Annotated in this window: 23 protein-coding genes and 3 pseudogenes; 17 read left to right on the top strand and 9 right to left on the bottom strand. The window is 42.3% G+C overall.

Annotated elements, in window-relative coordinates; translation table 11 throughout:
- Positions 1 to 149: 149 nt before the first annotated feature.
- The 12 genes from gmk to HT703_RS07260 all read left to right on the top strand — a co-directional run bounded on the left by gmk (position 150) and on the right by HT703_RS07260 (position 12,872).
- A complete protein-coding gene (gene gmk, locus HT703_RS07315) occupies positions 150 to 776 on the top strand; it encodes a guanylate kinase (RefSeq protein ID WP_000775037.1) in 627 nt (208 codons plus the stop codon).
- 24 nt (positions 777 to 800) lie between these two features.
- Entirely contained in the window at positions 801 to 1,115 is a 315-nt protein-coding gene (gene rpoZ / locus HT703_RS07310) for a DNA-directed RNA polymerase subunit omega (RefSeq protein ID WP_000979235.1), read from the top strand.
- A gap of 65 nt (positions 1,116 to 1,180) precedes the next feature.
- Positions 1,181 to 3,577 carry a primosomal protein N' gene (locus HT703_RS07305; RefSeq protein ID WP_172930002.1) on the top strand — a complete coding sequence of 799 codons (2,397 nt, stop codon included), beginning with the start codon at positions 1,181 to 1,183 and terminating at the stop codon, positions 3,575 to 3,577.
- Between the two features lie 12 nt (positions 3,578 to 3,589).
- Positions 3,590 to 4,525 (top strand): methionyl-tRNA formyltransferase, encoded by a 936-nt coding sequence (fmt, locus tag HT703_RS07300; RefSeq protein WP_138707914.1) that lies wholly within the window; start codon positions 3,590 to 3,592, stop codon positions 4,523 to 4,525.
- On the top strand, positions 4,518 to 5,831 hold the full coding sequence (rsmB, locus tag HT703_RS07295) for a 16S rRNA (cytosine(967)-C(5))-methyltransferase RsmB (RefSeq protein ID WP_014017339.1): 1,314 nt from the start codon (positions 4,518 to 4,520) through the stop codon (positions 5,829 to 5,831). Before fmt ends, rsmB begins: the two co-directional genes overlap by 8 nt.
- 14 nt (positions 5,832 to 5,845) lie before the next feature.
- On the top strand, positions 5,846 to 6,586 hold the full coding sequence (locus tag HT703_RS07290) for a Stp1/IreP family PP2C-type Ser/Thr phosphatase (RefSeq protein ID WP_000406237.1): 741 nt from the start codon (positions 5,846 to 5,848) through the stop codon (positions 6,584 to 6,586).
- Positions 6,583 to 8,562 (top strand): serine/threonine-protein kinase StkP, encoded by a 1,980-nt coding sequence (gene stkP / locus HT703_RS07285; RefSeq protein ID WP_172930001.1) that lies wholly within the window; start codon positions 6,583 to 6,585, stop codon positions 8,560 to 8,562. Before HT703_RS07290 ends, stkP begins: the two co-directional genes overlap by 4 nt.
- A gap of 114 nt (positions 8,563 to 8,676) precedes the next feature.
- The gene (locus HT703_RS07280; protein WP_000392948.1) at positions 8,677 to 9,435 is read left to right on the top strand and encodes a threonine/serine exporter family protein; all 759 of its coding nucleotides are present in this window, start codon (positions 8,677 to 8,679) and stop codon (positions 9,433 to 9,435) included.
- Position 9,436: 1 nt separating this feature from the next.
- On the top strand, positions 9,437 to 9,886 hold the full coding sequence (locus HT703_RS07275) for a threonine/serine exporter family protein (RefSeq protein ID WP_000172685.1): 450 nt from the start codon (positions 9,437 to 9,439) through the stop codon (positions 9,884 to 9,886).
- A gap of 160 nt (positions 9,887 to 10,046) precedes the next feature.
- The gene (locus tag HT703_RS07270) at positions 10,047 to 10,295 is read left to right on the top strand and encodes a hypothetical protein (RefSeq protein WP_025170610.1); all 249 of its coding nucleotides are present in this window, start codon (positions 10,047 to 10,049) and stop codon (positions 10,293 to 10,295) included.
- 130 nt (positions 10,296 to 10,425) lie between these two features.
- Complete coding sequence (locus HT703_RS07265) at positions 10,426 to 11,598, top strand: hydroxymethylglutaryl-CoA synthase (RefSeq protein WP_000151945.1); 1,173 nt, start codon at positions 10,426 to 10,428, stop codon at positions 11,596 to 11,598.
- The gene (locus HT703_RS07260; RefSeq protein WP_000704368.1) at positions 11,598 to 12,872 is read left to right on the top strand and encodes a hydroxymethylglutaryl-CoA reductase, degradative; all 1,275 of its coding nucleotides are present in this window, start codon (positions 11,598 to 11,600) and stop codon (positions 12,870 to 12,872) included. Before HT703_RS07265 ends, HT703_RS07260 begins: the two co-directional genes overlap by 1 nt.
- Positions 12,873 to 12,907: 35 nt before the next feature.
- Here HT703_RS07260 and HT703_RS07255 read toward each other — a convergent pair whose 3' ends face one another.
- On the bottom strand, positions 12,908 to 13,873 hold the full coding sequence (locus HT703_RS07255; RefSeq protein WP_000226009.1) for a LacI family DNA-binding transcriptional regulator: 966 nt from the start codon (positions 13,871 to 13,873) through the stop codon (positions 12,908 to 12,910).
- Entirely contained in the window at positions 13,854 to 15,308 is a 1,455-nt protein-coding gene (locus tag HT703_RS07250; protein ID WP_023933870.1) for a glycoside hydrolase family 32 protein, read from the bottom strand. Before HT703_RS07250 ends, HT703_RS07255 begins: the two co-directional genes overlap by 20 nt.
- Positions 15,309 to 15,676: 368 nt before the next feature.
- Here HT703_RS07250 and HT703_RS07245 point away from each other — a divergent pair, with 368 nt between their 5' ends.
- Positions 15,677 to 17,563, top strand: coding sequence for a sucrose-specific PTS transporter subunit IIBC (locus tag HT703_RS07245; RefSeq protein ID WP_172930000.1), 1,887 nt, complete (start codon positions 15,677 to 15,679; stop codon positions 17,561 to 17,563).
- Positions 17,564 to 17,711: 148 nt separating this feature from the next.
- Complete coding sequence (gene scrK / locus HT703_RS07240; protein WP_000164310.1) at positions 17,712 to 18,599, top strand: fructokinase ScrK; 888 nt, start codon at positions 17,712 to 17,714, stop codon at positions 18,597 to 18,599.
- A gap of 42 nt (positions 18,600 to 18,641) precedes the next feature.
- Here the strand turns inward: scrK and HT703_RS07235 are convergent, their stop codons facing one another.
- The 3 genes and pseudogenes from HT703_RS07235 to HT703_RS11805 form a co-directional block, all read right to left on the bottom strand.
- Positions 18,642 to 19,259: a TVP38/TMEM64 family protein gene (locus HT703_RS07235; RefSeq protein WP_000076168.1), complete on the bottom strand. Its 618-nt coding sequence runs from the start codon at positions 19,257 to 19,259 to the stop codon at positions 18,642 to 18,644.
- 402 nt (positions 19,260 to 19,661) lie between these two features.
- A pseudogene (locus HT703_RS07230) lies at positions 19,662 to 19,946 on the bottom strand (IS30 family transposase); the annotation flags it as partial.
- 219 nt (positions 19,947 to 20,165) lie between these two features.
- A complete protein-coding gene (locus tag HT703_RS11805; protein WP_240150161.1) occupies positions 20,166 to 20,312 on the bottom strand; it encodes a hypothetical protein in 147 nt (48 codons plus the stop codon).
- A 122-nt stretch (positions 20,313 to 20,434) separates the two neighbouring features.
- Here HT703_RS11805 and HT703_RS07220 point away from each other — a divergent pair, with 122 nt between their 5' ends.
- The 3 genes and pseudogenes from HT703_RS07220 to HT703_RS11800 all read left to right on the top strand — a co-directional run.
- A complete protein-coding gene (locus HT703_RS07220; RefSeq protein ID WP_023934336.1) occupies positions 20,435 to 21,346 on the top strand; it encodes an ABC transporter ATP-binding protein in 912 nt (303 codons plus the stop codon).
- Positions 21,325 to 22,524, top strand: coding sequence for an ABC transporter permease (locus HT703_RS07215; RefSeq protein ID WP_023934334.1), 1,200 nt, complete (start codon positions 21,325 to 21,327; stop codon positions 22,522 to 22,524). Before HT703_RS07220 ends, HT703_RS07215 begins: the two co-directional genes overlap by 22 nt.
- 587 nt (positions 22,525 to 23,111) lie before the next feature.
- Positions 23,112 to 23,261 (top strand): annotated as a pseudogene (locus HT703_RS11800) (IS630 family transposase); the annotation flags it as partial.
- Positions 23,262 to 23,514: 253 nt separating this feature from the next.
- Here the strand turns inward: HT703_RS11800 and HT703_RS07210 are convergent.
- The 4 genes and pseudogenes from HT703_RS07210 to HT703_RS07195 form a co-directional block, all read right to left on the bottom strand.
- Entirely contained in the window at positions 23,515 to 24,210 is a 696-nt protein-coding gene (locus HT703_RS07210) for an LrgB family protein (protein WP_054393204.1), read from the bottom strand.
- Positions 24,207 to 24,581: a CidA/LrgA family protein gene (locus HT703_RS07205; protein WP_000781328.1), complete on the bottom strand. Its 375-nt coding sequence runs from the start codon at positions 24,579 to 24,581 to the stop codon at positions 24,207 to 24,209. Before HT703_RS07205 ends, HT703_RS07210 begins: the two co-directional genes overlap by 4 nt.
- 184 nt (positions 24,582 to 24,765) lie before the next feature.
- Positions 24,766 to 25,068: pseudogene (locus HT703_RS07200) on the bottom strand (ATP-binding cassette domain-containing protein); the annotation flags it as partial.
- Positions 25,069 to 25,284: 216 nt separating this feature from the next.
- Positions 25,285 to 25,447: choline-binding protein A (locus HT703_RS07195; RefSeq protein ID WP_155465491.1), on the bottom strand; the 163-nt coding region annotated here is incomplete at its 5' end.

The following is a 25,447-nucleotide window of genomic DNA, read 5'->3' as shown; positions in this document are numbered from 1 at the left end:
ATCACAACACATCTAAATAAATAAGAAAGAGCAGTTGAAAAATTACTGCTTTTTTGTTACACTAGATAGAAAGACTGTAAAGGATAATCTGGCTTTTTGCCATTATTCTAGAGAAATGTTATTTCGCAGATTGACTAAAAGGAGACACAATGGCAGACCGAGGCTTACTAATCGTTTTTTCTGGTCCTTCAGGGGTTGGAAAAGGAACGGTTAGAAGAGAGATTTTTGAGAGTTCTGAAAACCAATTTCAATATTCTGTATCGATGACGACACGCGCACAACGTCCTGGAGAAGTGGACGGTGTTGACTATTTCTTCCGTACTCGTGAAGAATTTGAAGAGCTGATTCGTCAAGGACAGATGTTGGAATACGCAGAATATGTCGGCAACTACTATGGAACTCCTCTGACCTATGTCAATGAAACCTTGGACAAGGGAATCGATGTTTTCCTTGAAATTGAAGTTCAGGGTGCTCTTCAGGTCAAGAAAAAGGTTCCAGATGCTGTCTTTATCTTCCTGACACCACCAGATTTGGATGAATTGCAAGATCGCTTGGTAGGTCGTGGAACAGATAGTGCAGAAGTGATTGCCCAACGAATCGAAAAGGCCAAGGAAGAAATTGCCCTCATGCGTGAGTATGATTATGCGATTGTCAACGATCAGGTGCCCCTAGCTGCTGAACGTGTCAAATGTGTGATTGAAGCAGAACACTTCTGTGTGGATCGTGTCATTGGTCACTATCAGGAGATGTTACCAAAATCTCCAACTACCCGATAAAATTTAGAAAATAGGTACAAGCAAATGATGTTAAAACCCTCTATTGATACCTTGCTCGACAAGGTTCCTTCAAAATATTCACTCGTAATCTTGGAAGCAAAACGTGCCCACGAATTGGAAGCAGGTGCCCCAGCAACTCAAGGTTTCAAGTCTGAAAAATCAACTCTTCGAGCTTTAGAAGAAATCGAATCAGGAAACGTTACAATTCACCCAGATCCAGAAGGAAAACGTGAAGCAGTGCGTCGCCGTATCGAAGAAGAAAAACGCCGCAAAGAAGAAGAAGAAAAGAAAATCAAAGAGCAAATTGCTAAAGAAAAAGAAGATGGTGAAAAAATTTAAGGTTGGGGGGACTCAATCTTATTTTTTCTATTGCAAGAATGTACTGACAAGGAGGAGGTGAGAAGATGGCCCTAGCTAAGATTATCGTAGATGTGCCCTTGATGCAGACGGACCAGCCCTATAGTTACAGGATTCCGGAGGAATTTGAGGGAATGCTGGAAGTTGGGATGCGGGTTCATGTGCCTTTTGGTAAGGGTAATCGCCTGATTCAAGGGATTGTTCTTGGTTTGGAGTCCCAATCAGATGGAGAAGAGATGGAGCAAGATTTAAAAGATATTGCAGAGGTGCTGGATTTTTCTCCTGTTCTCACGCCAGAACAACTCTGGCTGGCTGAGGAGTTACGCAAATCTGTCTTCTCCTACAAAATCTCTATCCTCAAGGCCATGCTTCCGGGATTTCTGAATTCTAGCTATGACAAGATTCTCTATCCTCTGGAAGGCTTGAGTCAGGAAGAACGAGTACGCCTGTTTGATTCAGAAGATTCGCTAGCCTTTTCTTCTCTGGATTTAGGTAAGCAAGCTGAAATGATGCGTTTGACTAGAAAAGGCCTGCTTGGTCTGGAATATCAGGCAGTCGATCAAAAGAAGGTCAAGACCCAGTCTTGGTATGAGGTGAATCTAGCTCAATTAGAAGGTGTTGAAATATCTGCGCGTGCCAAGAAAAAGTTGGAATTGAGAGATTACTTGCTGTCTCATCCTGAGAGTGCTTCCTTGGCTAGTTTGTTAGAGTCCTACTCACGGGAGCAGGTCAACTTTTTTGTGGAACAAGGTGCTGTGTCCATAGTCCAAAAGGAAGTGCAACGCTCGGCTGCTTATTTTGAAGGGATTGAAGCAAGTCAGCCTTTGGAGTTGAATCCAGAGCAAAGACAGGCGCGTGATGCGGTTGTGAGTGCTATTGGTAGTCATCAGCCTCCCTTCCTCCTTCAAGGGATCACAGGAAGTGGGAAGACCGAGGTTTACTTACAAATAATCCAAGGAGCTTTGGATAAGGGGAAAACAGCCATCTTGTTAGTGCCTGAGATTTCCTTGACTCTGCAGATGACGGAGCGTTTTATTGCTCGCTTTGGTAAGAAAGTGGCCATTCTTCACTCAGGCCTGTCCAATGGTGAAAAGTATGATGAATGGCGCAAGGTGGAACGCGGCGATGCCCAAGTTGTTGTTGGTGCTAGATCTGCCATCTTTGCTCCGCTGAAAAATCTGGGTGTCATGATTATTGATGAAGAGCATGAAGCGGCTTATAAGCAGGACAGTAATCCCCGTTACCATGCTAGAGAGGTGGCTATTTTACGGGCTCATTATAATCAAGCGGCTCTGGTGCTTGGTTCAGCAACTCCTAGTCTGGAAAGCCGTGCTCGGGCTGGCAAAGGCGTTTATCAACATTTACGTCTGACCCAACGCGCCAATCCTTTAGCTAGAATCCCTGAGGTTCAAGTGATTGACTTTCGGGACTATATCGGACAAAACGAGACGTCAAATTTTACGCCTCCTTTGCTAGAAGCGATTCAGGACCGTCTGGCTAAAAAAGAGCAGGTGGTTCTCATGCTCAATCGCCGTGGTTATTCTAGCTTTGTCATGTGTCGGGAGTGTGGGACGGTGGATACTTGTCCCAACTGTGATATTTCCTTGACCTTGCACATGGATACCAAGAATATGAACTGCCATTATTGTGGTTTTTCGAAGGACATTCCTCAGGTCTGTCCTAACTGTAAGAGCCGCAGTATTCGCTACTATGGGACAGGGACACAGAAGGCTTATGACGAGCTAGCAGAACTCTTTCCCCAGGCTCGCATTCTGCGCATGGATGTGGACACGACTCGTAAGAAAGGTAGTCACCAAGCTCTGCTTGACCAGTTTGGGCGAGGAGAAGCAGATATTTTACTAGGTACTCAGATGATTGCCAAGGGATTGGATTTTCCAAATGTGACCCTAGTCGGTGTTCTAAATGCGGATACGGCCTTGAATCTGCCTGATTTCCGTTCTTCTGAGAGAACCTTCCAGCTCTTGACTCAGGTGGCAGGTCGAGCAGGACGTGCTGAAAAAGCTGGGCAGGTCTTGATTCAGTCTTACAATCCTCAGCACTACGCTATTCGATTTGCAAAAGACCAGGACTACGAAGGCTTTTATGCTTATGAAATGGGTATCAGACGACAACTTGGCTATCCACCTTACTATTTCACCATTGGCATTACCCTTTCTCACAAGAAAGAAGAAGAGGTGGTCAAACGTGCCTATGAAGTCATGAACATTTTGCGGTCAGGTTTGTCTGAAACCAGTAACATCCTCGGGCCAACGCCCAAACCCATCGCCCGTACTCACAACCTCTATCATTACCAGATTTTAATTAAATACCGTTTAGAAGATGAGCTGGGACCAACCCTCAACCAGGTCTTGGCCTTGACTCAAGAAAGGGAAAATAGTGAGCTCCGTCTCAGCATTGACCATGAGCCACAGCAATTTTTATAAGAAGGAGAAGATATGACAAAACTAATCTTTATGGGGACACCCGACTTTTCAGCAACAGTCTTAAAAGGACTTTTGACAGATAACCGTTACGAAATTCTAGCCGTTGTGACCCAGCCAGACCGTGCTGTCGGACGTAAAAAAGTTATCCAGGAAACCCCAGTTAAACAAGCTGCAAAAGAGGCAGGACTTCCTATCTACCAACCTGAAAAACTATCTGGAAGTCCAGAGATGGAAGATCTTATGAAGCTAGGAGCAGATGGGATTGTGACTGCCGCTTTTGGCCAGTTTCTCCCAAGTAAACTCCTTGATAGCATGGACTTTGCGGTCAACGTTCACGCGTCACTCCTTCCTAAACATCGTGGTGGTGCTCCGATCCATTATGCCTTGATTCAAGGTGATGAGGAAGCTGGTGTAACCATTATGGAGATGGTTAAGGAAATGGATGCAGGGGATATGATTTCTCGTCGTAGTATTCCGATCACAGATGAGGACAATGTTGGCACCTTGTTTGAAAAATTGGCGCTAGTTGGTCGTGATTTGCTTTTGGATACTTTTCCTGCCTACATTGCTGGTGACATCAAACCTGAACCGCAGGATCCAAGTCAGGTTACTTTCTCGCCAAATATCAAGCCAGAGGAAGAAAAGTTGGATTGGACTAAAAGCAATCGTCAACTTTTCAACCAAATCAGAGGGATGAACCCCTGGCCTGTTGCCCATACTTTCCTTAAGGGCGACCGCTTTAAGATTTATGAAGCCCTGCCAGTAGAAGGTCAGGGAAATCCAGGAGAGATTCTCTCTATCGGCAAGAAAGAATTGATTGTCGCAACGGCAGAAGGAGCTTTGTCTCTTAAGCAAGTGCAGCCAGCTGGTAAGCCTAAGATGGACATCGCTTCCTTCCTCAACGGAGTTGGACGTACATTGACTGTAGGAGAACGATTTGGTGACTAAAGTAGAAACGGCTAGAAGTTTAGCCCTGGCAGTATTAGAGGATGTTTTTATCAATCAAGCATACTCAAATATCGCCTTAAATAAGCATCTCAAGGGAAGTCAACTTTCGGCAGCAGACAAGGGCTTAGTGACCGAGCTAGTCTATGGAACGGTAGCCCGTAAACTGACTCTGGAATGGTACCTATCCCATTTTATCGAAGACAGAGATAAGTTAGATAACTGGCTCTATGTCCTTCTTCTCATGAGTGCCTACCAGCTCCGCTATTTGAACAAGATTCCAGATTATGCTGTGGTCAATGAAGCAGTGGAATTGGCCAAAGTCCGTAAAAAAGGCAGTGAAAAATTGGTCAACGCCGTCCTTCGCCGTATCTTGCGTGAAGGCTGGCCAGATATTGCTAGCATCAAACGAAAAAACAAGCGTGACTCCATCGCTTATTCCCTTCCGGTTTGGCTAGTTGCAAAGCTCAAGGAAGAATACGGAGAGGAGCGAGCGCAAGCTATTTTTGAAAGTCTCTTGGTGCGAAACAAGGCCAGTATTCGTGTAACTGATTTAAGCCGAAAAGAGGAAATCCAAGCCTTATTGGAGGCGAATAATTCCCTTTTAGCAACCACTGGTCTGGTTAAGGAGCAAGGGCATTTTGCAGGCCATGATTTGTTTGCAGAAGGGACTATAACCATCCAAGACGAGTCTAGTCAGCTGGTTGCGCCAACTTTGAATTTGCAGGGAGATGAGCGAGTGCTTGATGCCTGTGCGGCTCCGGGTGGGAAAACAGCCCATATAGCCTCTTATCTCACGACAGGTCAGGTTACTGCTCTGGACTTGTACGATCACAAGTTGGACTTAATTCAAGAAAATGCTCAACGTCTGGGAGTTGCAGATCGGGTTCAAAGGCAAAAATTGGATGCCAGAAAGGTGCATGAGTTTTTTAGTCAGGATTCATTTGATAAGATTTTAGTGGATGCTCCCTGTTCAGGAATCGGTCTTTTGCGCCGAAAACCAGATATCAAATACAATAAAGAAACGGCAGATTTCGCGTCCTTACAGGAAATTCAGCTAGAAATATTAGGTAGTGTTTGTCAAACACTAGGCAAAGGTGGTATAATAACTTATAGTACCTGTACTATTGTCTCAGAGGAGAATTTTCAAGTCGTTGAGGCGTTTTTAGAGAGTCATCCCGAGTTCGAGCAGGTAAAGCTAGAACATGAATGTAAGGATATCATGAAAGACGGCTGTATCCTCATTACACCTGAATTGTATGGAAGTGATGGATTCTTCATCAGTCAATTTCGCAAGATATCGGATTAGGAAGGAACTGACACATGGAAATTTCATTATTAACAGATGTTGGTCAGAAACGGACAAATAACCAAGACTATGTCAACCACTATGTCAATAGAGCTGGACGTACTATGATTATTTTAGCTGATGGGATGGGAGGTCATCGCGCAGGGAATATCGCTAGTGAAATGGCGGTAACAGACCTAGGTATAGCTTGGGTTGATACCCAAATCGATACAGTCAATGAAGTGCGTGAATGGTTCGCCCATTACCTAGAAATTGAAAATCAAAAGATTCACCAGCTTGGTCAGGATGAAGCTTACAGAGGTATGGGAACTACTTTGGAAGTCCTTGCTATTATCGATAATCAGGCTATCTATGCTCATATTGGTGATTCGCGTATCGGCTTGATTCGTGGAGAAGAATACCATCAGTTGACGAGCGACCATTCTTTGGTCAATGAATTACTCAAGGCTGGTCAATTGACACCAGAAGAGGCAGAAGCTCATCCGCAAAAAAATATTATCACCCAGTCTATTGGGCAAAAAGATGAAATTCAGCCTGATTTTGGGACAGTGATCCTTGAGTCAGGTGACTATCTCTTGCTCAATAGTGACGGCTTGACCAACATGATTTCAGGCAGTGAGATTCGGGATATTGTAACCAGTGATATTCCTTTAGCAGATAAAACGGAGACACTTGTTCGTTTTGCTAACAATGCAGGAGGTTTAGACAACATTACGGTTGCCCTTGTTTCTATGAACGAGGAGGATGCAGAATGATCCAAATCGGCAAGATTTTTGCCGGACGCTATCGGATTGTCAAACAGATTGGTCGAGGAGGCATGGCAGATGTTTACTTAGCCAAAGATTTGATTCTAGACGGGGAAGAAGTGGCAGTGAAGGTTCTGAGGACTAACTACCAGACGGACCCGATAGCTGTAGCTCGTTTTCAGCGTGAAGCGAGAGCTATGGCAGATTTAGACCATCCTCATATCGTTCGGATAACAGATATTGGTGAGGAAGCCGGTCAACAGTACCTCGCTATGGAGTATGTGGCTGGACTTGACCTTAAACGCTATATCAAGGAACACTATCCTCTTTCTAATGAAGAAGCCGTCCGTATCATGGGACAAATTCTTCTCGCCATGCGTTTGGCTCATACCAGAGGGATTGTTCACAGGGACTTGAAACCTCAAAACATCCTCTTGACACCAGATGGGACTGTCAAGGTTACAGACTTTGGGATTGCAGTAGCCTTTGCTGAGACGAGTCTGACTCAGACTAACTCGATGCTGGGCTCCGTTCATTACTTGTCACCAGAGCAGGCGCGTGGTTCTAAGGCGACTGTACAAAGTGATATCTATGCCATGGGGATCATTTTCTATGAGATGCTGACAGGCCATATCCCTTATGATGGGGATAGTGCAGTGACCATCGCCCTCCAGCATTTCCAAAAACCCCTGCCGTCCGTTATTGCTGAGAATCCATCTGTGCCCCAGGCTTTGGAGAATGTTGTTATCAAGGCAACTGCTAAGAAATTGACAGATCGCTATAAATCAGTTGCTGAGATGTATGTGGATTTGTCTAGTAGTTTGTCTTATAATCGTCGTAATGAACCAAAGCTGATCTTTGACGATGCGACTAAGGCAGATACCAAGACCTTACCGAAGGTTTCCCAGAGTACCTTGACATCTATTCCTAAGGTTCAAGCGCAGACAGAACACAAACCAATCAAAAAAACAAGCCAGGCTGTGACAGAGGAAACTTACCAACCACAAGCACCGAAAAAACGTAGATTTAAGATGCGTTACCTGATTTTTTTGGCCAGCCTTGTATTGGTGGCAGCCTCTCTTATTTGGATACTATCCAGAACTCCTGCAACCATTGCCATTCCAGATGTGGCAGGTCAGACAGTTGCGGAAGCCAAGGAAACCCTCAAGAAAGCCAATTTTGAGATTGGCGAGGAGAAGTCAGAGGCTAGTGAAAAGGTGGAGGAAGGGCGGATTATCCGTACAGATCCTGGCGCTGGAACTGGTCGAAAAGAAGGAACGAAAATCAATTTGGTTGTCTCATCAGGCAAGCAATCTTTCCAAATTAGTAATTATGTCGGTCGGAAATCATCTGATGTCATTGCGGAATTAAAAGAGAAAAAAGTTCCAGATAATTTGATTAAAATTGAGGAAGAAGAGTCCAAGGAGAGTGAGGCTGGAACGGTCATGAAGCAAAGTCTACCAGAAGGTACGACCTATGACTTGAGCAAGGCAACTCAAATTGTCTTGACAGTGGCTAAAAAAGCTACGACGATTCAATTAGGGAACTATATTGGACGGAACTCTACAGAAGTCATCTCAGAACTCAAGCAGAAGAAGGTTCCTGAGAATTTGATTAAGATAGAGGAAGAAGAGTCCAGCGAAAGCGAACCAGGAACGATTATGAAACAAAGTCCAGGTGCAGGTATCCCTTATGATTTGAGTAAACCTACTCAAATCGTCTTGACAGTAGCTAAAAAAGTTACAAGTGTTGCCATGCCGAGCTACATTGGTTCCAGCTTGGAGTTTACTAAGAACAATTTGATTCAAATTGTTGGGATTAAGGAAGCCAATATAGAAGTTGTAGAAGTGACGAAAGCGCCTGCAGGTAGTGCAGAAGGCATGGTTGTTGAACAAAGTCCTAGAGCAGGTGAAAAGGTAGACCTCAATAAGACAAGGGTCAAGATTTCAATCTACAAACCTAAAACAAGTTCAGCTACTCCTTAAAATCAGATGGATAATCAAGATAAGTAATCAATCTTTGTCATGATTTCATGGCAAAGATTTTTTTTGAGTCCGGATTTGTGATAGAATAGAAGGAGTTGATAAAAGGAGGAACGCATGGAAGAATCAAGAGAATTAAATGCCGTCATCGATGTGATTATGCTAGCGGGGACTATTCTCCTTAAAAGTGGTTCAGAGATTCATCGCGTAGAAGATACCATGATTCGGATTGCGCATTCGCAGGGGATTGTGGATTGCAATGTCCTTGCCATGCCTGCCGCTATCTTTTTCTCTATTGAAAATACCAATATTTCGCGCATGAAGCGGGTGACCTCCTCTTCTTATAACATCGAAAAAGTCTGCGATGTGAACCAGATTTCTCGTCAGCTGGTTGGGGGGCAGATTGATTTAGAAACAGCCTTTAAGCAATTGACGGCCTTGCAGGCCCAACCCCTTCCCTATACTAAGTTGCAGGTAACTCTGGCTGCGACCTTAAGTGCTCCTTTCTTTTCGGTTATGTTTAGTGGAAATATCTACGACGCACTTGGGGCAGGAGTGGCGACCTTATTTGGTTTTGCCTTTTCCCTCTATGTGGAGAAGTTTATCCGAATTCCCTTTGTGACAGCCTTTGCTGGGGCCTTCGTCTTTGGAATGATTGCCCAGTTTTGGGCTCGCTACACAGGCTTTCCTTCAACGGCAGACTTGATTATAGCTGGTGCGGTCATGCCGTTTGTTCCAGGAATTGCCTTGACCAATGCGGTTCGTGATATTATGACCAACCACATAAACTCTGGTATGAGCAAGATGTTTGAATCCCTGCTCATTACCCTTGCTTTAGGGGCAGGAACTTCTGTCGCCTTGGTATTGATGAACTAATATGACACTAATAACCTTTTTATTACAAGCAGTAGCAAGTCTTCTTGCTATTATTACCTTTCTAATCGTACTCAATGTTCAGCGGTCCATGCTCTTACCAGGAGGAATTTTGGGCATGGCTGTCTGGCTAGTCTATCTCTTGCTCAAGGAACCGACCAATGTTATTGTGGCTACTTTTATTGCAGCCATTATAGGTTCTTGTGTCAGCCAGATTTTAAGTATTCTTTATAAGACTCCTGCTGTGGTCTTTATCTTAGCAATCTTGGCACCCTTGGTTCCGGGTTATCTCTCCTATCGGACAACTGCCTTTTTTGTGACAGGGGACTATAATAAAGCGCTGGCAAGTGCAACATTAGTTGTTATGCTGGCTCTGGTCATTTCCATTGGAATGGCTAGCGGAACAGTGATTCTCAGACTGTATCATTATATAAAAACACATCGAGTATCGTAGACTTTACAGAAATAAAAGAATTTTCTGAAAAATGAGATAAATATAGTGACAAGGCTTTCTATGTATGCTATTCTCTCTATATAAAGGAGGAAAAATCATGAAAAAATCACTATTTTCCTTATTGTCTGTAAGTCTACTGACTTTGTTGCTTATCCCAGTCATGGTTTCTAGTTTGGGTTCAGAGTTTCAAAGTGGATTACAAGAGCATCAGTTGATTGCCGAAAAGGTTAGTAAAACACTTGACAAGACATTTGATAAGGATGTCAGAGAAATTCCGACCAGTCAGTTTTATCAAGAATTTGTAGATGAGATGGGAAGGACTTACTCAGGAAATTTAATCCTCCAGGAACTGATAACTGAGAATGGGGCTTATAAAGCTACTTATATCGGTGAACTCTCTAGCAACTAATCATTCTTTGAAATTATGACCAATAAGAGGCTTGATTTGGTGAATCAAGTCTTTTTTATCTCTTTTACTGCCATTTGTGATAAAATAGTACCGAACGATTTTTTACATGAATGATAAAACAGAGGTAAATATGACAATCGGTATTGATAAGATTGGTTTTGCGACCAGTCAATATGTCTTGAAGTTACAAGACTTAGCAGAAGCGAGGGGAATTGACCCTGAAAAATTAAGCAAAGGACTCTTACTCGAGGAATTGAGTATTGCGCCCTTAACTGAGGACATCGTGACCTTGGCGGCCAGTGCTAGTGACTTTATTTTAACTGAGCAAGAAAGAGCAGAAATTGACATGGTCATTGTGGCGACCGAGTCAGGAATTGACCAGAGTAAGGCTGCAGCCGTCTTTGTGCATGGCTTGCTGGGTATTCAGCCCTTTGCGCGTAGTTTCGAGATTAAAGAAGCCTGCTATGGAGCGACAGCTGCCCTTCATTATGCCAAATTGCATGTGGAAAATTCTCCAGAGTCCAAGGTCTTGGTCATTGCCAGTGATATTGCCAAGTACGGTATTGAAACTCCAGGAGAACCAACTCAAGGTGCTGGAAGTGTGGCCATGTTGATTACACAAAATCCACGCATGATGGCCTTTAATAATGACAATGTTGCTCAAACCCGTGACATCATGGATTTTTGGCGTCCAAATTACTCGACAACTCCTTATGTAAATGGTGTCTATTCTACCCAACAATATTTGGATAGTTTGAAAACGACTTGGCTTGAATATCAAAAACGCTACCAGCTTACTTTGGATGATTTTGCGGCTGTTTGTTTCCATTTGCCTTATCCTAAATTAGCCTTAAAAGGTTTGAAAAAAATCATGGATAAGAGCCTGCCTCAAGAGAAAAAAGACCTCTTGCAAAAGCATTTTGACCAGTCTATTCTTTACAGTCAAAAGGTGGGGAATATCTACACAGGTTCACTTTTCCTTGGGCTTCTGTCTCTCTTGGAAAATACAGATAGCTTGAAGGCTGGGGATAAAATCGCCCTTTATAGTTACGGAAGTGGTGCTGTAGCTGAGTTCTTCAGCGGTGAATTGGTTGAAGGTTATGAAGCTTATCTGGATAAAGACCGCTTGAACAAGCTCAACCAACGAACTGCCTTATCTGTTGCAGACTATGAAAAAGTCTTCTTTGAAGAAGTAGACTTAGATGAAACAAATTCTGCTCAGTTTGCTGGCTATGAAAATCAAGATTTTGCCTTGGTTGAAATTGTTGATCACCAACGCCGTTATAGCAAGGTTGAAAAATAATGAAGATAAGTTGGAATGGATTTTCTAAAAAATCATACCAAGAGCGCCTCGAGCTGTTAAAAGCTCAGGCGTTCCTTAGTCCTGAGAGGCAAGAGAGTTTAGAGCAGGATGAACAGATGAGTGTAACTGTGGCAGATCAGCTGAGTGAGAATGTGGTGGGAACTTTTTCTCTGCCTTATTCGCTGGTCCCAGAGGTTCTCGTTAACGGTCAGGAATACACAGTTCCCTATGTGACAGAAGAACCGTCCGTGGTTGCTGCGGCCAGCTATGCTAGTAAAATCATCAAGCGAGCAGGTGGCTTTACTGCTCAGGTTCATGAGCGCCAGATGATTGGACAGGTAGCCCTTTATCAAGTTGCTGACCCTGAACAAGCGCAAGAGAAGATTGCCAGCAAGAAAGCAGAGCTCCTAGAACTTGCCAATCAAGCCTATCCTTCTATCGTTAAACGTGGAGGTGGGGCGCGTGATCTGCATGTCGAGCAGATAAAAGGCGAACCAGACTTTCTCGTTGTTTATATTCATGTCGATACCCAGGAAGCCATGGGTGCCAATATGCTCAACACCATGCTGGAAGCCTTGAAACCAGTCTTAGAAGAACTCAGTCAGGGACAGAGTCTCATGGGAATCCTGTCCAACTACGCAACTGATTCTCTGGTGACTGCAAGCTGTCGCATCGCCTTTCGCTACTTGATCCGCCAAAAGGAGCAAGGACGAGAAATTGCAGAGAAGATAGCCTTGGCTAGTCAGTTTGCGCAAGCTGATCCTTATCGAGCGGCTACCCACAATAAAGGGATTTTTAACGGTATTGATGCCATTTTGATTGCCACTGGTAATGACTGGCGTGCCATTGAGGCGGGGGCTCATGCCTTTACTAGTCGAGACGGGCGCTATCAAGGTCTCAGTCGCTGGACGCTGGATCTTGAAAGAGAAGAATTGGTCGGTGAGATGACCTTACCCATGCCTGTAGCGACCAAGGGTGGCTCTGTTGGTCTCAACCCTCGTGTAGCTCTCAGTCATGAATTATTGGGAAATCCTTCTGCCAAAGAATTAGCCCAGATTATCGTGTCTATCGGGCTTGCCCAAAATTTTGCGGCCCTCAAAGCCTTGGTGAGTACAGGGATTCAGCAAGGCCACATGAAATTGCAGGCTAAATCTTTGGCACTTCTCGCAGGTGCTAGTGAATCCGAAGTTGCTCCCCTAGTCGAGCGCCTCATCGCAGATAAAACCTTTAACCTAGAGACAGCCCAGCGCTACCTAGAAAATTTAAGATCATAAAAACTCAGACGAATTCGGTCTGAGTTTTCTTGTATTTAAATACTTTTTCCTGGTAAAAGAGTAACTGGTAAAAAGTAACCAGTTGTCGCGACCTCCTTGCCTTCGATCTTTTGCAAGAGGAGGTCAACAGTGAGGCAGGCAATCTCTTCCAAGGGTTGCTTGATAGTAGCCAGTTGAGGGTAGTAATTTTCGATAAAGTAGGTCCCATCATAGCCGATGACCTTGAGCTCTTCTGGTACAGAAATTCCCAGTTCCTGAGCAATTTTAATGACTAGAATAGCGGTCAAATCATCCGAAGCAAAGATGGCATCTGGTTTTTGACGGGTCAAGATATTCTTGATTTCCATTTCTTTTCTGACGGGAGAAAAGTCACTGGAAACATTGATAATAGGTGCTTTGGGGAGAACAGATGCAAAGCCAGCGTGGCGTAGTCCAGTTGGCGAATTGGAATTGTCATTCCCTGTAATCATGATGATAGACTGGGCACCTGTCTTAACCAAGGTCTGGGCAGCAAGAACCCCACCAGCATAGTTGTCAGAGGAGACGACAGGGATGTCTGGCGATAGGTTTCGGTCGAAGGAAATAATCGGCGCGGTCACACGATTGTAGTCTTCGATTCCCAAGTTGTGACTACCCGAAATGATGCCGTCCACCTGATTGGCTTCCAACATTTCGATGTATTCACGTTCCTTCTCAGAATCGTGCTCACTGTTGCAGATGATGGTCTTGTAACCATTTTTGAAGAGTTGGTGTTCCAATTTATCAATCAATTCTGCATAGAAAACATTGGAAATATTTGGGAAAATCAAGCCGATTAACTTAGCTGATTTTCCTTGTAGACTGCGAGCTAGGTTGTTGGGTTTATAGCCCAATTCTCGCATGGCTTCATTGACTTTTTGAATGGTTTTCTCAGAGAGATACCCTTTTTTATTGATAACCCGAGAAACGGTAGTAGGACTGACGCCTGCAAGTTTGGCGACATCAGTTAATTTTGCGACCATAATCTAATTCATAGTAAGTTCCAGTTGGGTTTCCAGATTTGATGAGGATACCATTTTGGTCCGCATGTGGGAAGACACGACCAGAAAATACTTTTTCTCCTTTATTGATGAAAATTTCAAAGACAGAGTTATCGATGAAGATTGTAGCAGTAGTAGCTTGATTGTCGATAGGGCAAGAACGTGTAGTTCCAAATTCTTGGGCATACTGTTCTCCAGCCTGGCTACGATCTACTGTCACTTGACCATTTACAAGGTCAAAGTTGATGGAAAGTCCCTTGCCTTCTTGATCAGCTAGTAAGACAATCTCGCTCTGGCTATTAGCTTCCAAGCTGAGTTCAAGTTCGTAAGTGTTCTTGGTTTGGGCACGATTTGAGAAGGCTTCTTCAGAGGCACGAAGGTCCTTGATAGCTGTGACTGGGTATTGGTAGAGTTTACCGTCTTTGATAGTGAGTTCCTTGACCAAAGAGAAGGTTCCTTGGTGGTCAAAACGGTCAGATGGATATGAAACATCAGGCAAGCCAAGCCAGCTAACAGCTAGAGCGCGTCCGTCAGGAGCGTTGAAGGCTTGAGTTGCATAGGCTTCGAAACCATAGTCCATGTTTTGAAGTTGAGACACATCTACCATTTTGGCATTTTCAGGGTCAAAGGAAGCCCCAATCTTATACATATTTGGATAGATATTGTCGTAGTCTAGAACATCTTTATCCAATCCTTGTGGGCAGTAGAGAAGGACAGGTTGTTCCCCTACAAAAACCAGATTTGGACATTCCATCATGTAGGCAGTACGGTCGTTAGCAAAGTCAAGGTTGCCAACGACTTGCCAGTTTGTATAGTCGTTGTCTACAGCCTTGTAGAGACGGACGAAGCCTTTTTTCTCCAAGTCCTGTCCACCGACGATAGCATAGTATTGTCCCTTAAAGTTAAAAATTTGCGGGTCGCGGAAGTGGTCAGTAGAGTCTGCTGGTTGGTCAATCAAAATCTTGTCAATCTTTGTAATCTTGCCATCCTTGTCCATCAAAGCCCCAATCTGGTATGGATGACGAATCCAGTTTTTATCACGAACATTTCCTGTATAAAATAGGAACAAGTTATCGCCAAATTGCATGGCAGAACCAGAGTAGGCACCGTGGCTATCTAATGGAGTATCAGGTAAAACTTTGACACCAGTTTCTGTGAAGTGAACCAAGTCCTCACTTTCCAATTGCACCCAAGATTTTAAACCATGGGCTGCACCAAACGGAAAGTTTTGATAAAAAACAATCCACTTCCCATCAAAGTAAGAAAAGCCATTTGGGTCGTTGAGAAGTCCTGTTTTTGGCTCAACATGGTAATGAGTATGCCATGGAGATTGTGCCATATTTGCCTTAATATTTTGAATTTCTTCTTGCGTCCAATCTTGATAAAGTCTGTAACGACGCTCAGTAGTCCATTCCATTCTTTCATTCCTCCAAAAATCTTATCACTTTTAATAGTAACCGTTTTCGTAAAAAAAAGCAAGACTTTTATGTTAAAAAAGAGAAAAAACTGTCAAACGTTTGTCACAAAATAAATGCGGGAAAGCAATCAAATTTTCACGAAAATATGAAAGATAATGAAACAAAACCCTTTTAAGTAAGATTTTAAACTTATTTTTTTAAGGAACACCTGATAAAACAGTCAAAAACAATCAATCTTACTAAGTGGATAGAATATTTTTCTGCAAAACGCTTGACATATTTCTAAAACATGATAAAATAATAGTCGTAGGGCGAATAAAATCGCTTTCAAACAAGAACAAAATTTTATATAAGGAGATTTTTGCAAATGAACAATCAGGAAATTGCAAAAAAAGTCATCGATGCCTTGGGTGGACGTGAAAATGTCAACAGTGTAGCTCACTGTGCGACTCGTCTTCGTGTCATGGTCAAAGATGAAGGAAAAATCAATAAAGAAGTGATTGAGAACTTGGAAAAAGTTCAAGGTGCTTTCTTTAACTCAGGTCAATACCAAATCATCTTTGGTACTGGTACAGTAAACAAAATGTACGATGAAGTTGTTGCACTTGGTTTACCAACATCATCTAAAGATGACATGAAAGCAGAAGCTGCTAAACAAGGGAACTGGTTCCAACGTGCTATCCGTACTTTCGGTGACGTTTTCGTTCCAATCATCCCAGTTATCGTAGCGACAGGTCTCTTCATGGGTGTGCGTGGTCTTTTCAATGCTCTTAAAATGCCACTTCCAGGAGACTTTGCAACTTACACACAAATCTTGACAGATACAGCCTTCATCATCTTGCCAGGTTTGGTTGTGTGGTCAACCTTCCGTGTATTCGGTGGAAATCCTGCCGTTGGTATCGTTCTTGGTATGATGCTTGTTTCTGGCTCACTTCCAAACGCTTGGGTAGTCGCTTCAGGTGGTGAAGTAACGGCTATGAACTTCTTTGGTTTCATCCCTGTTGTTGGTTTGCAAGGTTCCGTTCTTCCAGCCTTCATCATCGGGGTTGTCGGAGCAAAATTTGAAAAAGCTGTCCGCAAGGTCGTTCCAGATGTCATTGACCTCTTGGTAACACCATTTGTGACACTTTTGGTCATGTCTATCCTTGGACTCTTTGTCATCGGACCAGTCTTCCACATTGTTGAAAACTATATCCTTATTGGTACAAAAGCAATTCTTGGCTTGCCACTTGGTCTTGGTGGTTTCTTGATTGGTGGGGTTCACCAATTGATCGTCGTGTCAGGTGTGCACCACATCTTCAACTTGCTTGAAGTGCAATTGCTTGCTGCTGACCATGCTAACCCATTCAACGCTATCATCACTGCGGCTATGACAGCTCAAGGTGCTGCGACTGTTGCGGTTGGTGTTAAAACTAAAAATCCAAAACTGAAAACACTTGCTTTCCCAGCTGCTCTTTCTGCCTTCCTCGGTATTACAGAGCCTGCTATCTTCGGGGTGAACTTGCGCTTCCGTAAACCATTCTTCCTCTCATTGATTGCTGGTGCAATCGGTGGTGGATTGGCTTCTATCCTTGGACTTGCTGGTAATGGTAGTGGCATCACCATCATCCCTGGTACAATGCTTTATGTTGGTAACGGACAACTTGCCCAATACCTTCTTATGGTAGGCGTATCATTTGCACTTGGTTTTGCTCTTACTTACATGTTTGGTTATGAGGATGAAAAAGAAGTTGCTACTGAAGTAGCGACAGAACGTTTGGTCCAAGAAGAAACAACTGGTAACATTCCAGCAGCTCTTCAAAATGAAACACTTGTAACTCCTATCGTTGGTGACGTTGTAGCTCTTGCTGATGTCAATGACCCAGTCTTCTCAAGTGGAGCTATGGGACAAGGTATCGCTGTGAAACCTAGCCAAGGTGTGGTCTATGCACCAGCTGATGCTGAAGTTTCAATCGCCTTTGCAACAGGACACGCCTTTGGTTTGAAAACAACTAATGGTGCTGAAGTCTTGATCCACGTTGGTATTGACACTGTATCTATGAATGGTGACGGTTTTGAAGCAAAAGTTGCCCAAGGTGACAAGGTGAAAGCAGGCGATGTTCTTGGAACATTTGACTCAAACAAAATCGCTGCAGCTGGTCTTGATGATACAACAATGGTTATCGTTACAAACACAGCTGACTTCTCTTCAGTAGCTCCAGTCGCAACAGGTTCAGTTGCGAAGGGGGATGCTCTTATCGAAGTGAAAGCTTAATCTTTCCTAGCTAAATGAAAACGAACAAATGACATGTTTGTTCGTTTTTGCTTGAATGGTAAGATTTACAGAGGAAAATCTAAAAAATAGAGAAATTTAGACTTTCGAAATATGCTATAATAAAGAAAATAAAAACAAGAGGTTTATCATGACAAAATTATATGGAAGCTTGGAAGCGGGCGGTACAAAGTTTGTCTGTGCTGTCGGTGATGAAAACTTTAACGTTGTAGAAAAAACACAATTTCCAACAACAACTCCAATCGAAACAATCGATAAAACCATTGAGTTCTTCTCAAAATTCGACAACCTTGCTGGTCTTGCAGTTGGTTCATTTGGTCCGATTGATATTGACAAAAACTCAAAAACTTATGGCTTTATCACAACGACTCCAAAACCAAACTGGGCAAATGTGGACTTGCTTGGTGCCCTTCGTCGCGCCCTAAACGTGCCAATGTACTTCACTACAGACGTAAACAGCTCTGCCTATGGTGAAGTGGTTGCCCGTAATAATGCTGGTGGTCGTATCGAAAACTTGGTTTACTACACAATCGGTACAGGTATCGGTGCAGGTGTCATCCAACGTGGTGAGTTTATCGGCGGTGTGGGTCATCCTGAAATGGGTCATTACTATGTGGCTAGACACCCAATGGATATTGAAAAAGAGTTTAAGGGTGTTTGTCCTTTCCATAAGGGATGTTTGGAAGGCTATGCAGCTGGTCCAAGTTTGGAAGCTCGTACAGGTGTACGTGGGGAAAATATTGAACTCAATAACCCTGTTTGGGATGTCCAAGCCTACTATATCGCTCAAGCTGCGGTCAATGCGACAGTGACTTTCCGCCCAGACGTGATTGTCTTTGGTGGAGGAGTCATGGCTCAACAACACATGCTGGACCGTGTCCGTGAGAAATTTACATCTCTTCTCAATGGTTACCTACCAGTACCTGATGTGCGTGATTACATCGTGACGCCAGCAGTCGCAGGAAATGGTTCTGCTACTCTTGGGAACTTTGTCCTTGCAAAAGAAGTTTCAAAATAAAGCACAAAATCCGCTTGGGAAACCAAACGGATTTTTTAAGTGTCAAAGCATTTGCCAGAAAAAGTCGATAATATAGGTCAGACCGTAGGTATAAACCACGAGAGTAAAGGGCTTGGTCAGAATGATGATGGTCATATAGCGCTTGAAACTCATCTTGGTCAGGGCAGCCAGCATACAGAGAAAGTCAGCTGGACTAATGGGCCAAATCATCATAAAGATAAAGAAACGGTCAAAACGATTGCCCTTATCCAACCAGCCGATATACTTGTCATAGGTGCGCTTGCTGACGACAGACTGGACAAAGGCAGCCCCATAGAGGCGCACCAGATAAAAGATAATGGCACAGCCAATCACGATGCCGATATAGTTGTAGATCGTACCGATGATGTGGCCGTAGATAAAGACCCCAGCAACCGATGTCAAGGCTCCAGGAATGATAGGGACGACCGTTTGTAAAATCTGTAAAAAGATAAAGAGAGGTGGTCCCCAGATACCTGCCTGCTGGATAAAGGCAGAGAGGGTTTCCTTGGACTGTAAAATCCCAGCCTGATAAGCCCAAATACAGAAAATCAAACTCCCAACCCCACCGACAATCGATGAGATATTGATAACTTGCTGTAGAAGGGGAGAAACAGCTTTCATTTGTTTATCCTGTGACATGTAAACTCCTCATAGATAGTATATTTCTACTATACCATATTTTGGAGGAGAAAGGGGGAAAGAGTGTTTTTGATGAGAAATAGATGGGAATACAGGCCTTCGAGACTTAGAACAGGTCTGTCAACTAAAGGTTATATGCATTCTAAGTTTAGAATAATCGTAATTCCATAAATTTACAAGTATTCTAAGTTTCGAATAGCTTATCTGAGATAATTTTGAGGCATTCGAGCTTTCGAATAGTCATCTTCTCTAAAGTTTAGATGTATTCTGAAGCTAGAAAAGCTAAAATCTAAAAATAATAAGAGTCTCTATCTGATGGATGTAATTTATGTCTAGTATGAATCCTTTGAATCGTTAGTTAATTTTAATATTAATCAGTTCTGAAATAATTACTAAATATAGTTAGATGGTGAATGAATTATTGCTAAATTTCAAGTTCAAGTTAGTCATCAAGAAGTTTTCTCTGAGCGACTTGTAGTTCAAGCATTTTTTAGGATAGTTGTTCATCCAATTTTCGATGAATGCGACTTCTTTGGGAGTTGTTTTCTTAGTTCCCTTAGGTAACCATCTACGAATGAGCCTGTTGTGATTCTCATTAGTTCCCCTTTCCCAAGAGGTATAGGGATGTGCATAGTAGATATGTTCCTTAGAAAACACATCAGACAAGCGATTGAATTCCGTTCCGTCCATTAGTAGATAAAGGATTACTCCTGCTTGAAATGACAGATGAACTTGTTTCTTATAAAAAATGTTGTCAAGAAATTATCTGTTTTTTTCCAGAAGTTTTAGAGGAAGAAAATTTTATGAGGAAAAAGAACTTACTCAAATAACAATTCAGGACCAAAAACTGACAGTTGAGGAGCAGAGTGGATAAATTAAGTTTGCTACTGTATAATGGATTTATCACTAATACTCTTCGAAAATCTCTTCAAACCACGTCAGCTTCGCCTTGCTGTAGATATAGTTACTGACTTCGTCAGTTCTATCTGCAACCTCAAAGCTGTGCTTTGAGCAGCCTACGGCTAGCTTCCTAGTTTGCTCTTTGATTTTCATTGAGTATAAAAGTGCTCCATGCCATATTTTACATAGCATTAGTCTTCTAAAAATGGACAAAAAACATTGTAAAGGCTATCAAAAAGGAGTATAATGAGTGAAAGAAATTTCGGAGGTGAAAGATGCTAGAAGTAAGAAGTCTAGAGAAAAGTTTTGGATCCAAGCAAGTTTTGTTTGGTATTGACTTTCAAGCGCGACCAGGTCGTATTTTGGGATTAGTAGGAAAAAATGGTGCTGGGAAGACAACGATTTTCCACAGTATTTTGAAGTTTTTAGAATACCAGGGAGAAATCGGTCTGGATGGTCAGGATATTCGTCAGGAGACCTATGCTCGGATTGGTTATCTGCCTGAAGAACGCAGTCTCATGCCTAAATTGACAGTCCTTGAGCAAGTTCGCTATTTGGCGACTCTAAAAGGCATGGATGCCAAGGAAATCAAGGAAAAACTCCCTCAATGGATGAAGAGGTTGGAAGTGAAAGGGAAGCTGACAGATAAAATTAAGAGTCTGTCAAAAGGAAATCAGCAGAAGATTCAGCTCATCATTACTCTGATTCATGAGCCAGACTTGATTATCTTGGATGAGCCTTTCAGTGGATTGGACCCAGTCAATACAGAATTGCTCAAGCAAGTCATTTTTCAAGAAAAAGAACGTGGGGCAACCATTATCTTTTCTGACCATGTCATGACCAACGTCGAGGAGCTTTGTGACGATATTCTCATGATCCGAGATGGCCGTGTGGTCTTGCATGGACCAGTTCAGGATGTCCGAAATCAATACGGGAAAACACGTCTCTTTGTTTCAAGTGAACGAAGCAAGGAAGAATTGGAAAACCTTCCTCATGTCAAACAGGTGAGCTTGACCAAACAAGGTAGTTGGAAATTGATCTTGGAGGATGAGAGTGCTGGTAGAGAACTCTTCCCAATCTTGACTCAAGGGCAATATATCGCAACCTTTGACCAACAAGCGCCAACTATCGATGAAATCTTTAAACTAGAATCAGGAGTGGAAGTATGGGAAATGTGTGGGTTGTAATCAAGGAAACCTATCTTAGACATGTCAAATCGTGGAGTTTCTTCTTTATGGTGATTTCACCGTTCCTCTTTTTAGGAATCTCTGGAGGAATTGCTTATCTCCAAGGCTCTTCAATGGCTAAAAATGATAAAGTGGCAGTAGTGACAACAGTGCCATCTGTAGCAGAAGGACTGAAGAATGTAAATGGTGTTAATTTTGACTACAAAGACGAAGCAAGTGCCAAAGAAGCGATTAAAGATGAAAAATTAAAAGGCTATCTGACTATTGACCAAGAGGATAGTGTCTTGAAGGCAGTTTATCATGGCGAAACGTCGCTTGAAAATGGAATTAAATTTGCAGTTACAGATACACTCAATGAACTGCAAAATCAGCTTAATCGTTCAACTGCTTCCTTGTCTCAAGAGCAGGAAAAACGCTTAGCGCAGACAATTCAATTCACAGAAAAGATTGATGAAGCCAAGGAAAATAAAAAGTTTATTCAAACAATTGCAGCAGGCGCCTTAGGATTCTTTCTTTATATGATTCTGATTACCTATGCGGGTGTAACAGCTCAGGAAGTTGCCAGTGAAAAAGGCACCAAAATTATGGAAGTCGTCTTTTCTAGCATAAGGGCTAGTCACTATTTCTATGCGCGGATGATGGCTCTGTTTCTGGTGATTTTAACGCATATCGGGATTTATGTGGTAGGTGGTCTGGCAGCCATTCTACTCTTTAAAGATTTGCCATTCTTGGCTCAGTCTGGTATTTTGGATCACTTGGGAGATGCTTTCTCACTGAATACCTTGTTCTTTATTTTGGTCAGTCTCTTTATGTACGTCGTCTTGGCTGCCTTTCTAGGTTCTATGGTTTCTCGTCCTGAGGACTCAGGAAAAGCCTTGTCGCCTTTGATGATTTTGATTATGGGTGGTTTTTTTGGAGTGACAGCTCTAGGTGCAGCTGGTGACAATCTCATCTTGAAGATTGGTTCTTATATTCCCTTTATTTCGACCTTCTTTATGCCATTTCGAACTATTAATGGCTATGCAGGGGGAGTAGAAGCATGGATTTCACTTGCTATTACAGTGATTTTTGCGGTGGTAGCAACAGGATTTATCGGACGCATGTATGCCAGCCTAGTCCTTCAAACAGATGATTTAGGGATTTGGAAAACATTTAAACGTGCCTTATCTTATAAATAGAAGAGCCTCGCGAAAGCGAGGTTTTTTAGAGATAAAAAGAGTGGAATCACGAACCTAATTATGCACACATTATGTAAACAGGTTGCTTGAGAACTCAATTGTATAGTGAACTGAATCTGGAATAAGATAATATTGCTTCTAAAACATTCTTATAAATTGATTTGAATTCCAAAACCAGGGTGTGCAATTCTTATTTCCCATCACTTTATTTATTGATTATGATAGAACTCTTATCGGTCTGTAACAAAATTTCAATAATATAAAAACGCATCCTATCAGGACTCAACTTGATAGGATGCGTTTTTTGATTGTGAAGACTTTTCATCCAGCCTCTTTATGTGATAAAGTATCGTTAATATTCAATGAAAATCAGACTGGGAAGTTAGCGGAAGGCTCCTCGAAACATAGTTTTGAGGTTGAGGAACTGACCAAGTCAGTAACGTATACACACTAAGGACAAGCTGACGTGGTTTGAAGAGTATAAAAATCTGTTTCGTAAGCATCCAATAATAGGGTGTTTTGATAGTGTCATCATTTGGATAAGCATTATAGTATAGTGATATGAAATCAACTAAACTAAATAAGAAATATAGATTATCAAAACTCTTTGAAAAGATTGCATTAAATCTAAATAACATAGACGTCTTCAGCGTGTGCTGTCTCATCTTATGCGAAAATCTTATAAGGAGAGTATAGAAAATCTCGGTTGTAATCAACTAACTGATTGGAGAAATGTATAAATATGAGAAGTTAGACCCCCATGTCACTACCATAATGAGATTGCTCGAATTCCTTGCTTTTTATACTCAATGAAAATCAAAGAGCAAACTAGCCGCAGGCTGCTCAAAACAGTGTTTTGAGGTTGTGGATAGAACTGACGAAGTCAGCTCAAAACAGTGTTTTGAGGTTGTGGATAAGACTGACGAAGTCAGTTACCTATACCTACGGCAAGGCGACGTTGACGCGGTTTGAAGAGATTTTCGAAGAGTATTAACTCAATATCAAACTAGCTACGATGGGGCTGACAAAGACATAGAGAATACCAGTGACACCGATAGCCAAACCACCCATGGCTCCTGCTACAGAGCCGTATCGGAAGGCTGTTCCTGTTCCAACTGCATGGCCTGTTCCTCCAAGGGAAAGACCAACAGCTACTGGGTCGTCAATTTTCAACCACTTCAAAAGGGTTGGTCCGATGACACTGGTTAAAATCCCAGTTGCCACGACTACCACCAAGGTCACGGTCGTCAGACCTTGCAATTTTTCTGTGATTCCCACTGCCATGGCGGTTGTTACTGACTTGGGAAAGAGAGAAATGGCTAGGAAAAAGTCCATACCAAAGATTTTGGCCACAAGGGCTGTGAAAGAGGTATTGACAACTACTGCTAGCAGACTACCAAAGAGAATACTCCGAGCATGGTGCTTCATCAAATGAAAACTCTTGTAAATCGGAATCCCCAAAGCCACTGTCGACGGGACAATCAAGTTGTTCAGATAAACCCCACCTTGGTAGTAATCTTGATAAGAAATACCCATCACCTTAAGAAAAATAATGATAAAAATAGCCGACAAAAGCAGGGGCGTTGTCAATGGATGAGGAAAACGTCTGTAAATCAACATCCCCACTAGATAAGCTAGGATAGACAGGGCAAGCCCAAATAGGGGATTGGAAACAAATTCACTCATTTGGCATCTCCTTTCTCATAATCTCCCTCAAACCGTCGTTTGATAAACTGAACTACCAAGGCTATGAGGATAATATTGACAACTGCTGCAAAAAAGACAATCAAAACAATGGGTAGGAGATAGGGAGCAATCACATCAAACTTTTCCATGATTCCTACTGCTGGCGGCAAAAAGAGAATGGTCATATTGGCCAGCAAGAAATTCCCCACCATGTTGACATGCCTAGTTCTCAACCATTTGAATTGTAGGGATAGAAAGAGAATAATCAAGCCGATAATACTGCCTGGGATGGGCAAATGAAAGAAACTGGAAATCCCCTCTCCGATTAGAGAAATCACAAAGAGAATCATTAATTGAACATATAATTTCATCCTAAACTCCACGAAATAGACTTCTTGAATACCAGTTTACTCTTTTTTCAGAAAATTTCAAGGAAATAAACAAGGGATAATGAAAATTAAAGAACAAACTAGGAAGTCAGCTGCATGTTACTCAAAGTAAAGTGTTGGGGTTGTAGGTCAAACTGACATAGTTTGAAGCGATTTTCGAAGAATATTACTTTTCTTTGCTTAAGTGAATGACTTGGTCGTAGTTTTTTAAGTCCTCTTCTGTGTAGTGGTGAATGGCTTCTATGACTGTTTGAGGTAGGGAGAAGAGCAAGTCGCTAATTTTTCTGCTATTTTCCGAGTCAAGATTGGCCTTAATCTCGTCTGCTAAGATGAGTTGGCTATCATGGTAGAGGGCGCGGGCGATTTCTAGGCGTTGTTTCTCGCCACCAGACAGACTATCATTGCTGAGCGTTCGATTTTTCAAATGTTCTAAACCTGTTTTTTTGAGGATATGATTTAGCGTTTGCTTTTATCTAAAATACTTCATATAAAAATGTAAATTTTTGGGGGATATACAATTAAATGAAAATATCGTAATGACACAGATTGAAACAAAAAGCGAACAAAACAGAATTCATTGTTTCGATTCGCTTTTCGTATTATTATCTAGTTTTTTTGTAGCTCTGATAACATTTAGTCTGAGCATGTACACTAATAGCTGAAGGAATAAAATGTATACTTTAGATTATTTCCAAGCGCCACCGGTATCTACACAGTAACCACCAGGTGTATAGGTGTTGTGAAGCATCTTACCAGTTGAAGCAAGGTAATACCAAGATCTGCTATCTTTCACCCAGCCTGTTAACATAGCACCTGAGTCTTTTAGGTAATATAGTTGCTTAGTTTCA

The organism is Streptococcus sp. 3874 (assembly GCF_013276425.1).
GTDB classification, from domain to species: domain Bacteria; phylum Bacillota; class Bacilli; order Lactobacillales; family Streptococcaceae; genus Streptococcus; species Streptococcus pseudopneumoniae.
This window is presented reverse-complemented; position numbering and strand designations above follow the sequence as displayed.